The organism is Acidobacteriota bacterium (genome assembly GCA_026707545.1).
GTDB lineage: Bacteria > Acidobacteriota > Thermoanaerobaculia > Multivoradales > Multivoraceae > Multivorans.
In genome coordinates, this window is the sequence record JAPOWR010000001.1 from 2,148,996 (window position 1) to 2,161,447 (window position 12,452).

Below are 12,452 nucleotides of genomic sequence, written 5' to 3' on the forward strand. Positions count from 1 at the left end.
GCTCTTGACAAACAGGACCAATCCGATCCACTATCCCCGGCGATGAAACCGCGGTGCACTCTCGTTGCAGCTCTGGCGATGGCTCTCGCGACTGCGGCAATCGGCCAGGAGTCGACGCAGGACCGCCTCGACGCTCTGGAACGGGAGATCGCCGAGCTGCGTCAGGCCATCACGGAACTGGCGGCCGAGACAGGGGACGAGCGCATCGCCGAGCTGGAAAGACGGATCGAGATCCTGGCCGAGGAGATCGAGGAACTCACCCTGGGCGAAGCAGCCACCGGGAGCGCGCAGGACGCCGAAGGCCTCTACGGCCTGGGCATCGCGGCTTCAAAGGTCTACCGGGTCGAGCAGGGCCTGTCGATCGGCGGCTACGGAGAGATGGTCTTCGAGAGTTACGCCAGCAAGCGCGAACGCGGGGAGCCGACCGGCTTCGGCGACGTGTTCGACTTCCTGCGGGCCATCGTGTACGTCGGCTACAAGTTCGACGACCGATGGGTCTTCAACTCCGAAATCGAGTTCGAGCACGCCTCGACCAGCAAGTCGGGTAGCGCCTCGGTCGAGTTCGCCTACGTCGACTACCTCTGGAAGCCGCAGCTCAACTTCCGCACCGGAATCCTGCTCCTTCCGATGGGCTGGCTGAACGAACTGCACGAGCCGACCCTGTTCCCGAGCGCGGAGCGCCCCTACGTCGAGCAGGTGCTCATCCCAAGCACCTGGCGCGAGAACGGCGCCGGCATTTTCGGCGATGTGGGTCCCTTCTCCTACCGGAGCTACGTGGTCAACGGCCTGAAGGGCTCCGGCTTCAGTTCAAACGGTCTCCGCGGGGGACGGCAAAAGGGCGCGCAGGCGCAGGCCGAAGACTTCGCCTGGACCGGGCGGTTCGACTACACGGCTACCCCCGGCCTGATCGTCGGCGTTTCAGCCTACGTCGGAAACTCTGGTCAGGGGTTGCTGGAACCCACAGGTCGCACGATCGACGCCCGCACCGAGATCCTCGACTTCCACGTTGACTGGAGCCACCGCGGTTTCCGCTTGCGCGGACTGTGGACCCAGGCCGACATCGGTGACGTCGCGCGATTGAACGCGGCCCTCGGCATCACCGGCAGCGACTCGATCGGAGAACGACTCGAGGGTCACTACGTCGAAGTGGCCTACGACGTTCTGGCACACCGCGGCGGACGCGCTTCGCTGTTGCCCTTCGTTCGCGTCGAGTCGATCGACACCCAGGTTCGGGTACCTGCGGGATTCGCGAAGAACCCGATCTTCGACCGCGAGATCCTGACCTGGGGCGCCGCCTTTCAACCCATTGACCCGCTGGTCTTCAAGATCGGCTATCAGGACTGGACCAACCCAGGCGGCACCGGGTTCGACGAGTGGAACCTGGCCATGGGCTACCTCTTCTAGCGAGTCGGGAGCGTGTCCGGTGGCAGGCGCACCGCCGCGCTGAGCGCGGCGCTGACGGGGCTGTTCGCGGCCGCGTCGATCGCACCGCAACCGGCTGGCGCCAAGGTCTTCCTGACCCGAAGCGAAGCACTCGAACTCGCCTTCCCGGATTGCAAGGTCGACCGCCAGACCCGCTATCTCACGGCGGATCAGCGCCGCCGGGCAACCGAAATGGCGGGAGTCGAGGTCGACTCGCGACTCGTCGTGCAGTACGCCGCGCACTGCGAGAACGAGCCGGCCGGCACCGCCTACTTCGACATTCACCGCGTTCGCACACTCGCCGAAACGCTGATGGTGGTCGTCGACGCCGAGGGCAGGGTCGTGCGGCTCGAAGTCATGTCCTTCCTCGAACCCGAGGAGTACATCCCACGCCGCAACTGGTACGAGCAGTTCCTCGAGCGACGCCTCGACGACCGCCTGCGGCTCAAGCGGTCGATTCACGCGGTGACCGGCGCCACGCTCACCGCGCGCGCCACAACCGAGGCCGTCCGCAGGATCCTGGCCCTCGACCAAGTGTTGAGGGAGGCCACGGTCGAGGGCGCAGTGCTCGTGCCGTGAACCGCCTCACCGCCTGGACCGTCCACACGTCGACTCTGTTGGTCGGTGGTACGGGGCTCGTCTACGCGTGGATGCGCTACTTCACCGCGCCGGCCGACGAGTTCGCGATCGTCGGCCATCCGTGGCAGCCACACGTCCAGCACCTGCACCTCTGGACGGCGCCCCTGCTCGTCTTCGCCTTCGGCCTGATCTGGCGGGATCACGTCTGGCGGCACTACCGGCGCCGCGTCCGCGACCGCCGCCGGAGCGGCCTGGCCCTGCTGCTGGGCTGTGCGCCAATGATCGTCTCCGGTTACCTGATCCAGACGGCCGTCGGCGAGCTCTGGCGGCAGACCTGGATCGCCGTTCACTTGGTCGCGTCGGGGCTGTTCCTCCTTGGCTACGGCGCCCACATGGTGAAGCCGTTCGGGACCGCCTTCGGCCGTACTCCTGCGCCAGTTCCTAGAAGTCGTAGCGCAGGCTGACGCTCACAACCCGGATATCCGTGTCGTCGGTCTCCATCCAGTAGGACACGGGCTCGCTACCGTCGAGCCGGAGCTGGGACGGGTGGCTGCGAAGCCGGCGCCAGCCGTCCCCGTCGAGCGAGTAGAAGCCGTCGAAGTCGGTCCAGCGCGCCTCGAAGTCGAGACTGACGTGATCGCCGAGCGCGTAGTTCAGGCCCGCGATGACCTGGTAGCCGGTGAGCTCGTCGTCGAGCGTCGTCGTCTCGCTGGTAACCGTTCCCGCCAGGTTGCGGCGCACTTCCTCCTCATTGGGCAAGCCGGCCGCGGTCGTGATCGAGTCGGGATCCGTGTTCCGCGCCCACAAGGTGCCGTAGTCGATCTCGGTCGCGCCGAGTCCGACGCCCACGCCGACGTAGGGATTCCAGCGCCCATCACCGCCGAAGTCGACGTAGAGATTCGCGAAGACGCTGTCCGACGTGACGCTGTTGATCCGTTCCTCCGCGACCTGGATCTCGCCGCCCAGCTTGGCGAACGTGGCGCCGGTGGCGCTGGCAACCGGCGCCGACTGGTCGTACTTGGAATCGCGGTGGAAGTACTCCGCTTCCAGGCGCAGCCGGCCGCCGAAGTCGTAGCCCAGCGCGGCGCCCGCGAACAGACCGCGGGCGCTGTCGAACGACGTCCGCCAACCGGCGCCGGAGCCGCGATCGGGCGTCGTGCAGCCTTCCACCTCGGCGTAACGCGGATTGATGAACTCGTCGCAGCGGCTCGCTCGATCGTCGCTGTGGCCGACGAGAAAGACCCCCGGCGCGGCGTGGATTCCCATGCCGCTGCTCAGATAGAAGCCCTTCCGCTCCTCCGCCGCGACGCCTCCTGCCGCAAAGGTGCACGCGACTCCGAGTGCCGCGAACCACGCCCATGCGCGTTCCGGCCCTCGTCTCATCGTCGCGTCTCGCCTTCCCCCTCGCTCACTGCTGCCTGCTCGCCGTGGCCGCCGCCCGGCGGCCCGGGATGCGGCGTGTTCATCGTGATCAGGATGACCGAGATCAGCATGCCGCCGATTCCGACCCAGAGCAGGGGACTCACCTCGAGCTGGCCTCGGCCGCGGTACAGCGTGTAGAGCGCCGTGACCGTGACCGCGCCGCCGAACACGACCGGCATGACGGCGTAGGGAATCCGCGCGCCGCCGCTGAACATGGCGAGCGTCAGCGAGAGCGCTCCCAGCGCGCCGAGGGTACCGGCGTAGAGACCCCAGATTCCCGACGGTCCGGTCGGTTCGAAGCTGTCGCCCATCACCCGCATGCCGATCAGGCCACCGACGATCGCGATGACGAGATAGGCGATGCCGATGCCGACATAGGGCTTGAACGGCGACATCGTCTCGTCCACCAGGCGCGCCCGGCCCAGAACCGGACCGTAGAGGCCCCAGCACAGCGCCGTTCCAAGAGCGAAAACGAAGGGGAGGAAGTTCTTCATCGATGGTCTCCAGGTCAGGTCGCGCGAGGTTATCCCCTGAGGAGCGACACCGCAGCCGTTATCCCCGGCAATCCGGTAACGCCACCGCCCGGGTGGCAACCCGCGCCGCCCAGCCACAGGCCCTCCACGGGCAACGGCTCTCCAGCCCAGGCCGACGCCGTCGGCCGGAGCCACAGGCTCTGGCTGGGGTTCATCTCACCGTGGTGAAGCCCTCCGTTCGTGGCGCCGATCTCGTCCTCGTAGTCCGTCGGGAGCAGGAGGACCTGCTCCCGGACCAGACCGCCGATGCCGGGGGCCCAGCGCTCGAGTTCCACCATCATCCGCCGCCGGAGTTCCTCGCCGCCGTTCGACCAACCGCCCTCGAGATCGAAAGGCAGGTGGTGGGCCGTAGCCAGCAACACGTGGCGTCCGGCCGGCGCAAGGGACGGGTCGAGGGCCGTCGGCAGCGCCGCCTCGATCCAGGGCCGCGTCGGCAGCCGCCGGTACTTCGCCGCGTCCGCCGCCCGCTCGATGTCCGAGGCTCGCTCCGCCAGCACGATCCGCCCGGTGAGCGCCGGTCGATCCAGACCCGGGAACGACGGCAGACCGTCGATCGAGAGGGCCAACCGGGCCGCGGTGCCCCGGTACTTCACGTTCAGCAACCGGCGCACGAAGGCGGGCTCGAGCCGGGAAGCACCGATCAGGTCAAGGAAGGTGACGGCCGGCGTCGCCGTCGAGACGACGGCTCCGGCCTCGATCCGCTCGCCGGCCTCAAGCTCCACTCCGGCCACGCGGCGCGATTCGACGAGGATCCGCGAGACGGGAGTGCGGGTCCGGATCTGCGCGCCGGACGCCGACGCCGACGCGGCAAGTGCCGCGGCCAGGGCGCCGACGCCTCCCCGGGCCCGCGTCACCGGCGCGAGACGGTCGGAGGCGCCCAGGACGCTGCGGTACAGGAGTGGCCAGCCCGTGCCATTCGCGCGCGGCCCGAGCCCAGTGGCCGGAAGCGCCAGACCGCACAGACCGGCCCGGAGCGCCGGGCCCTTGAACCACTCGCGCAGCAACTCGTCGAGCGGCGCGGACAGGAAGCGCAGTAACTCGGGGGAGATCAGGAGACGCCCCATGTCGGCCAACTCCGGAGGACGACTGAGCAGCGGTTGGAGCGTCGCGGCACAGGTGGCCAGTTCGGCCACGAAACCGGGCCACGCGGCCGCGTCATCGGCGCTGGCCCGGGCAAGTCCCTCCGCCGTTCGCTCGACTTCGGGCCAGAGAACGACGGGGTCCGAATCGGCCGCTGCCGGCACCGCGGCTGCCACTGGCGCCTCGATCAGTTCCAACCCGTGGCGCGCCAGCTCGAGTTCCTCGATCACGGAACGGCGGAGCATGCCCAGGTCGTTGTGTCCTACGTCCACCCGGTGACCGGGGATCAGCTCCCTGGTCGACGCCAGGCCGCCGAGTCCGGCGCGCGCCTCGAGCAGGACGACCTCCCGCCCGGCGCGCGCCAGGACAGCCGCCGCCACGAGGCCGTTGTGGCCGCCGCCGACGATCGCGATCCGTTCGCTCAACGCGCCTCCATCCCACCGCTGCCGCCTGCCCTGGACCGGCGCAGGTCATCCAGAACCCGGAGCGCCGCGAGCCGCGCCGGACCGCCGGAGATGCCGCCGCCGAACTGGGTCGACGAGCCGCAGAGGTAGTAGCCCGGGAGCGGCGTGCGGAAAGCCGCCGCCGCGGGGTCCGGACGCAGCAGGAAGAGCTGCGACAAGCGCAACTCACCGTGGAAGATGTTGCCCCCCGGGATGCCGGCGATCGCCTCGATGTCCGGCGGCACGAGCACCTGCCGGTGCAGCACCTGGTTCTCGATGCCCGGGGCGTACTCTGACAAGGTGCGCACGACGGCATCGCCGAAGGCCTCGCGCCGCTGGTCGTCCCAGGCGCCTTCGGCCAGTTCGTAGGGCGCGTACTGGACGAAGCAGGACAGGACGTGCTTGCCCGGCGGCGCCATGTTGGGATCGAGAACCGAGGGAATGATCGTGTCGATGAAAGGACGCTTGGAGAAACCGCCGTACTTCGCGTCGTCGTAGGCACGGTCCACGTAGTCGAGGCCCGGAGCGATCGTGATCCCACCCGCAAGGTGGGGGCCGGGTTCCGGCATGCACTCGAAGCGCGGCGGGCCGTCGAGCGCCAGGTTCACCTTGCCGGCGCAGCCGCGGCTCTGCCAGCGGGTCGCCCGGTCGACGAGTTCCGCGCCGGCCTTGCCGGGAATGTCCTCCGGGTCGAGCAGGCCGCCGAGACTGATCTGGGGCGCCGCCGACGAGACGACGACGTCGGCCGCCAGTTCGTCGCCGTTCGCGAGCGCCACGCCGGTGGCGCGGCCGTCTCGGGTCAGCACCCGAGCGACCGGACAGTCCGTACGGATCTCCGCGCCGTAGCTACCGGCGGCCGAGGCAATCGTGGCCGCCACCGCCCCGGTGCCTCCCTTCTGGAAGCCCCATTCCCTGTAGACACCGTCTACCTCGCCCATGTAGTGGTGCAGCAACACGTACGCCGAGCCCGGCGTGCGCGGCGAGAGCATCGACCCGATGATGCTGGAGCTCGAGAGCGCAGCCTTGAGCACATCGCATTCGAACCATTGGCCCAGGAAGTCGGCCGAGCTCATCGTCAGCATCTGCACGAAGGTACGGAGCCGGGCCGCCGGCAGGTCAAGGAAGTAGCGCGCGATGTCGGCCACTTCCGCCGCTACATCGATCTGCAGGGACTCCGCACCCTCACCGACGTGGTCGCCGATCGCTGCCGCCAATTCGTCCGGCGCCGCCCGCTGCAACCTGAACATCAGATGGCCCATGCGGCGCATCTCGAGCTTGTACTCCGGCAGCGCCTCGGCGTCCCGCCGCGAGTGACGCGCGATGTGGTGATAGGTCCGCTGGGGGTCCGCCTCGCGGAACAGGCAGTCGCCACCTGGAAGCGGGTTCAGAGTGCTCGCGGTGGGAACCAGGAACAGGCCATGGCGCACCAGGTCGAGTTCGTGGATGACCTCCGGCCGCAACAGCGAAACGAGATAGGAGAACACGCTGAAGCGGAAGCCCGGGAAGGTCTCCTCGCTGCGGGTGGCGCCGCCGATCGTCGGGGCCCGCTCCAGCACCACGACGTCAAGCCCGGCGCGAGCGAGGTAGGCCGCGGCGACCAGGCCGTTGTGACCGGCGCCGACGACGATCGCATCGAAGCGGCCGCCCCGCCGGTCGGGGGCGCCGCTTGCGGTCCCCGCGGCTCCCACGGCGCCTTCGGTCACCCGTCGCCGTCCGTAACTGAACCGACGGCGGTCTTGCGGGCCGGATGGAAGAACGGCCGCTTTGCGACCCGCGCCCGAGCCCGGCGCCGTCCGTAGCCGACCGCGACCTCGAACTCCAGGGCCGTGCCGAGCGCGGCCACGTCGGCGTGGACTGTAGCGAGGCCGATGTACTTCTTGAGGAGCGGCGAAAAGAACCGCGTCGTGCACTGCCCCACCTGCAACCCTCCGGGCGCGAACACGGGCGTCGGTTCCCGCGACGCCGGCTCGCCGACCACCTGCGGGCGCAGGTCGATCTCTGCCCACAGCCGTTCCAGTTCGAACCAGTCGACTTCGAGCCCGACCAAGGCCCAGGCCGGCCCCCGCTCGCGCTCGAGTTCGAGCGCCCGGCGACCCACGAAGTCGGCCTCCTTGTCGAGCTTGACCGTGAAGCCGAGGCCTGCCTCGGCCGGAGTCACCTTGAGCACTTCGATCTCGGCATGCGACGCCGAGACGTAGTCGACATCGATCAGCACGAGGCCCGCTTCGACTCGCACCATGTCGAGCGCGAGAAGACCGGCCGGCCGCAGGCCGTGGTCCGCTCCGGCGGCAGCGAGTGCATCCCAGAGGGCCTCCGCATCCTCCGCCGCGACCCAGCACTCGTAGCCGAGGTCGCCGGTGTAGCCGGTGCGGGTCACTGTCACGGGGACACCTCGGTCCTCGCCGGCCAGGTCGCCGAGTTCGCCGCTGGCGAGGTCGAAGTAGCGCATCGCGGCGAAGTCGACATCCTGGAACGCCGCCTCGGCGATCGCCCGTGCCCGCGGCCCCTGGAGTGCCAGCACCCCCAGGTCGGTGGAGACGTCCCGTACTTCGACCTCCAAGCCGAGGCCGCAGTCCTCGAACCAGCGCAGGCATGGTTCCGCGGCGCTGACCAGGAACCGCTCGCGCGCCAGGCGCTGCACGTTGCCGTCCTGCAGCAGATGGCCTTCCTCGTTGCACCACGACGTGTACATGACCCGACCGGCCCGGGACTTCGTGAAGTCCCGGGTCATCACCCGGTTGAGCAGGCGCTCCGCGTGAGGGCCGACGATCTCGTACTTGAACAGCGGCGAGACGTCGATCAAGGCCGCCGTGTTGCGGATCGCCCAGTACTCGTGATCCGGCAGCGGCTCGTAGCTCAGGGGGCAGGTGTAACCCGACCAGTCCCGCCAGGCGTCGCTCTCGCACAGAGCCTCGGTGCGGCGATGAAACGGTGTTCGGAGCGGCTCCAGCGGTCGCAGGCCGTTGCGGCGAACCGGCCGCTCGCCGCCGCTGAAGCCGCTGTCGGGCAGCCATCGATAGCCTTGCGTATCCGGGTTGCGACCAACCAGCCCCTCCGCTTCCAGTACGCCGAGCAACCGATGCGCCGTCGACGGATGGAGCCCGTGCGCCGTGGCCAGATCCGTCAGCCGATGTTCCGGCTGCTCCGCGCTAAACGAACGGTAGAGCGACAGCGCCCGCTGAATGGCCTGCGTTCCCTGCGGAGCCCGGCGCGCCACTACCGGCCCCAGCGGTAGTGCAGGCGCGCGTAGTAGTACCCGCCGCCCAAGCCCCAGGGTGTGAACTGGCTGTACGGGAGGCCGAACTGCGCGGCGAACAGGTCCATCCGATCCGAGAACGTGTCGAAGACGTTCTGGCCGCCGATCGAAAGCGTGGTGTCGGGCACCAGCGGGACGCTGACTTCCAGGTCAAGGATGTACCGGCCGCCCAGGACCGGCGCGTCGGCCCGCCGCACGGAGCGGGCGTCGAGGTGGTCGACCCACGATCCGAAGTAGTGGAGGCGTCCGAGCAGGCCGACCCGCCCTATGCCATGACTAACGGCCAGGTTCCACCGCGTCTCCGGCACGCCCCGTTCCAGGGCGAGCACGTCGCCGGGACCGAGCAGCTCGGAGTCCTTCGTGATCTCCGTCTCCGTGTGGTTCAGCGCCAGGCTGAACACCGTGTCGCCACCCAGGGCCGGTGGCGTCCAGGTCGAGACGATGTCGATCCCCTGGGTCCGCGACGAGAAGTCGTTGATGAAGAACCGGAACGAGGACAGCGTGCGCGCCGACGTGATGCCTTCCGAAAGCAGCAGGGCGCGCTCTTCGTCGGCCAGCGTGAAGAACTGGGACAGGGCGAGCCGCCGGTCGACGTCGATGTGGTAGGTGTCCGCCGTCAGGGTGAACGGCCCGGTGTCGACCACCAGACCCGCCGTCGCGTTGGTCGAGGTTTCGGGCTCGAGGGGCTGGCCGCCCCGGAACTGCGCGGCCCGGAAGGTAGACGGCACCGTGGCGCTGTCGACCAGATCGAGCGTCTCCGGGTTGATCGTCGACTGCACGTTGAACACGTTCTGCTGACCCGGCGTCGGGGCCCGGAAGCCGGTGCTGACGCCGCCGCGCACGGAGACCGCGTCCGTCAGGGCGTAACGGGCCGAGAGCTTGCCGTTCGTCGTGTCGCCGAAGACGTCGAAGTGCTCGAACCGCAGCGCGCCGCCGAGGGTCCAGCGGCCGTCCGGATCGCGCAGTTCCAGGTCGCCGTACACCGCCGTGTTGGCGCGGCTCCAGGTCCCGGCCGTGTAGTCGGGGAACCCGGGGAAACCGTTGGAGCCGGAAACGAAACCCTGCGCCGCGTACGGTCCGACCTGCCACGACGGCAGTTCCCCGGAACGGATGGTGAAGCGCTCGTCGCGCCACTCGGCGCCCCCGGCCACGTGAACGAGTTCGGAAACCGCGTAGGAGACGTCGAAGTTCAGGTTCAGTTCGGCCTGCCGGTACACGCCCGGATCGAAATCGCGCGGGCTCTCCGGACCCAGCGAGGCGTTGACCGTGTTGAACAGAAAGAAGTCCGCTTCGTGAGAGCCGTAGCTGGCGCTGGCGTCCCAGGTGAAGCCGCTCTTCGTGCTCCGGCGCACCCCGGCGACGGCGGACATGTCGGTCATCACGCCGCTGAAGTAGGGGGTGAAGCCGCCCGGAGCGATCTCCTGGAAGGAGAAGCAGTTCGGATCGGCGAACACCTGCGCCAGCGCGTCCTGATCCGGCCGGTTGTCTGTGATCGTGACCGTAGGACAGCCCGCCGATCCGTCACGGACACCGTCCTGCGCGTCGAGCACGTCGCCGATGAGCAGCGTGCGGCCGCCGTCCAGGCTGAAGATGTTCGCGCGCGTGTTGGGATTGCGGTAGTAGAAGCCCTGTGTCGCCGTCTTCTCGGCGTAGTTGGCGTGCCCGTAGACCTGCGCGCCGTTCCCGAGCAGCTTGCCGAAGTTGCCGAACAGCTTCAGGTCGTCCTCGTACTCCGAGTCGCCCCAGATCTGCGCCGGGTCGCGGACGTGGGTGTTGCCGGCGGCGATCAGCGCCGCCGCGTCGGCGCGCTGCACGCTGCGGCTGGTCGGATCGGCGTTGCCGTACTCCATGCTCAGGTGGGCGAAGCCGTTCTCCCCCAGCGGCAGTCCGACGTCGCCGGCGATCGCGTACGACTGCCCGTCGCCGGCGCCGTAGACGCCGCTCTTCACCTCCAGGCTGCCACCCGACGGAGCGTCCTTGAGGAGGAAGTTCATGACGCCGGCGATCGCATCGGAGCCGTACTGCGCCGAGGCGCCGTCGCGCAGCACCTCGACCTGGCGCAGCGCGGTCGCCGGGATCGTCGAGATGTCAGGCCCCTGAGTGCCGTCAGTCACGCCCCCGAACCAGACCAGGATCGCGGAACGGTGCCTGCGCTTGCCGTTCACGAGCACCAGCGTGTGGTCGTGGGCGAGGTTGCGCAAGCTCGCCGGCCGCACCAGCGACGCGGCGCCGCTGATCGGATGCGTCGCGACATTGAACGAGGGCACCAGGTTTCGCAACTGGTAGTCCAGCGTGCTGGCGCCCTGGCTGATGACATCCTCGACCGCGATGGCATCGATCGGAACGGACGACTCGGTCACCGACCGAGGCCGCGCGCGGCTTCCGACCACCACCAGCTCTTCGTCGAACTCCGCGACCAGTTCCCCCTCGGGCGGCGCCGTCTCCTCGGCCTCCTGGGCGTGGACCGCATCGGGGGCGGCGAACGCGCCGAGCAGGATGCCAAGCAGGAAGAGACGCGGCACGGCGGGATGATGGCACATCAACAGCGCTAGGATTCGTCCATGACGCCGCGCAAAGCACCCCGACCGCTGGACGGCCGTCTCTACACCGACCCCGCCGTCTTCAGCGAGGAGATGGAGCGCATCTTCTCGCGCATGTGGGTGTGCGGAGGACGACTCGAGGAACTGGACGAACCGGGGCGGTTCGTGACCCGCGAGATCGGCGGCGAATCGGTGATCGCGGTGCGGACCGCAGCCTCCGACGCCGGAGTCGGATCGAACGGCAACGGTACGGCAGAGGGGACTACGCAGGAACTGGCCGCCTTCTTCAACGTCTGCCGCCACCGGGGTTCGCGCGTCGTCGACGAGTGCGCCGGCCAGGCCAACGTCTTCCAGTGCCCCTACCACGCCTGGACCTACGGTCTCGACGGACGGCTGATCGGCGCGCCGCACATGGGTCAGGACTTTGACCCGAACAGCGCCGGCCTCGTGCCCGTGCGGATCGGCGCGCTGCACGGCTTCTTCTACCTGTCGCTCGCGGCCGACGGGCCGCCGCTCGCGGAGGTCGCCGCCGACCTGCCGGACCTGTCCCGGTTCACCCTGGGCCGGTTGGTCCGGGGCGACCGCCACGAGTACGAAGCGCAGGCGAACTGGAAGATCCTCTGCGAGAACTACAACGAGTGCTACCACTGCGCCGTCGTCCACCCGGAGTTGAACCGGGTGTCGGACTACCGCAACGGCGGCAACCTGGAAACCGGCCGCTTCTTCGTCGGCGGTCCGATGACACTCAACGACGGCTGCAACTCGATGACGGCGACAGGCCGCAGCGACCGGCCCGACCTTCCCGAGATCGAAGTGGCAGACCGGACCTCGGTTCAGTACTACAACGTGTACCCCAACCTGCTGATCAGCCTGCACCGGGACTACGTTGTGACCCACACGCTCTGGCCGATCGCCGCCGATCGCACGCGGGTCGTCTGCGAGTGGCTGTTCGACCCCGACGCGGTCGCGGCCCCCGGCTTCGACCCCAGCGACGCCGTGGACTTCTGGCACCTCGTCAACAGCCAGGACTGGGAGATCTGCGCGCGCACGCAGTTGGGCGTCTCGTCGCGCGGCTACCGCCCCACCGCCTTCGAAGAGAGCGAAGCCTGCATCCAGGTTTTCGACGGCTGGTACCTGGACCAGATGGGCCTGTGAGCCGGCGACCCCGGCCGCGGTG

General features: G+C 68.9%; 10 protein-coding genes. 4 read left to right on the forward strand and 6 right to left on the reverse strand.

Going from position 1 to position 12,452, the window contains the following annotated elements:
- Positions 1-42 precede the first annotated feature (42 nt).
- The 3 genes from OXG83_08440 to OXG83_08450 are packed head-to-tail and all read left to right on the forward strand — an operon-like array spanning position 43 to position 2,465.
- On the forward strand, positions 43-1,404 hold the full coding sequence (locus tag OXG83_08440; protein MCY3965052.1) for a hypothetical protein: 1,362 nt from the start codon (positions 43-45) through the stop codon (positions 1,402-1,404).
- A 12-nt stretch (positions 1,405-1,416) separates the two neighbouring features.
- Positions 1,417-2,001: an FMN-binding protein gene (locus OXG83_08445; GenBank protein ID MCY3965053.1), complete on the forward strand. Its 585-nt coding sequence runs from the start codon at positions 1,417-1,419 to the stop codon at positions 1,999-2,001.
- Positions 1,998-2,465, forward strand: coding sequence for a hypothetical protein (locus OXG83_08450; GenBank protein MCY3965054.1), 468 nt, complete (start codon positions 1,998-2,000; stop codon positions 2,463-2,465). The genes OXG83_08445 and OXG83_08450 overlap by 4 nt, the downstream gene beginning before the upstream one ends.
- Here OXG83_08450 and OXG83_08455 read toward each other — a convergent pair.
- The 6 genes from OXG83_08455 to OXG83_08480 are packed head-to-tail and all read right to left on the reverse strand — an operon-like array spanning position 2,443 to position 11,257.
- The gene (locus OXG83_08455) at positions 2,443-3,384 is read right to left on the reverse strand and encodes an outer membrane beta-barrel protein (GenBank protein MCY3965055.1); all 942 of its coding nucleotides are present in this window, start codon (positions 3,382-3,384) and stop codon (positions 2,443-2,445) included. The genes OXG83_08450 and OXG83_08455 overlap by 23 nt on opposite strands.
- Positions 3,381-3,917, reverse strand: coding sequence for a hypothetical protein (locus OXG83_08460; protein ID MCY3965056.1), 537 nt, complete (start codon positions 3,915-3,917; stop codon positions 3,381-3,383). The genes OXG83_08455 and OXG83_08460 overlap by 4 nt, the downstream gene beginning before the upstream one ends.
- Positions 3,918-3,946: 29 nt before the next feature.
- Positions 3,947-5,461 carry an NAD(P)/FAD-dependent oxidoreductase gene (locus tag OXG83_08465; GenBank protein MCY3965057.1) on the reverse strand — a complete coding sequence of 505 codons (1,515 nt, stop codon included), beginning with the start codon at positions 5,459-5,461 and terminating at the stop codon, positions 3,947-3,949.
- Entirely contained in the window at positions 5,458-7,182 is a 1,725-nt protein-coding gene (locus tag OXG83_08470; GenBank protein ID MCY3965058.1) for an NAD(P)/FAD-dependent oxidoreductase, read from the reverse strand. Before OXG83_08470 ends, OXG83_08465 begins: the two co-directional genes overlap by 4 nt.
- Positions 7,179-8,696: a helix-turn-helix domain-containing protein gene (locus OXG83_08475; protein ID MCY3965059.1), complete on the reverse strand. Its 1,518-nt coding sequence runs from the start codon at positions 8,694-8,696 to the stop codon at positions 7,179-7,181. Before OXG83_08475 ends, OXG83_08470 begins: the two co-directional genes overlap by 4 nt.
- Positions 8,696-11,257 carry a TonB-dependent receptor gene (locus OXG83_08480; GenBank protein MCY3965060.1) on the reverse strand — a complete coding sequence of 854 codons (2,562 nt, stop codon included), beginning with the start codon at positions 11,255-11,257 and terminating at the stop codon, positions 8,696-8,698. The genes OXG83_08475 and OXG83_08480 overlap by 1 nt, the downstream gene beginning before the upstream one ends.
- Before the next feature lie 39 nt (positions 11,258-11,296).
- Between OXG83_08480 and OXG83_08485 the strand changes: the two genes are divergently transcribed.
- Positions 11,297-12,430 carry an aromatic ring-hydroxylating dioxygenase subunit alpha gene (locus OXG83_08485; GenBank protein ID MCY3965061.1) on the forward strand — a complete coding sequence of 378 codons (1,134 nt, stop codon included), beginning with the start codon at positions 11,297-11,299 and terminating at the stop codon, positions 12,428-12,430.
- The last annotated feature ends 22 nt before the right edge of the window (positions 12,431-12,452 follow it).

Coding starts and splice junctions, on each gene's coding strand:
- OXG83_08440 (MCY3965052.1), top strand. CDS start 43: ATGAAACCGCGGTGCACTCTCGTTGCAGCTCTGGCGATGGCTCTCGCG.
- OXG83_08455 (MCY3965055.1), bottom strand. CDS start 3,384: ATGAGACGAGGGCCGGAACGCGCATGGGCGTGGTTCGCGGCACTCGGA.
- OXG83_08460 (MCY3965056.1), bottom strand. CDS start 3,917: ATGAAGAACTTCCTCCCCTTCGTTTTCGCTCTTGGAACGGCGCTGTGC.
- OXG83_08485 (MCY3965061.1), top strand. CDS start 11,297: ATGACGCCGCGCAAAGCACCCCGACCGCTGGACGGCCGTCTCTACACC.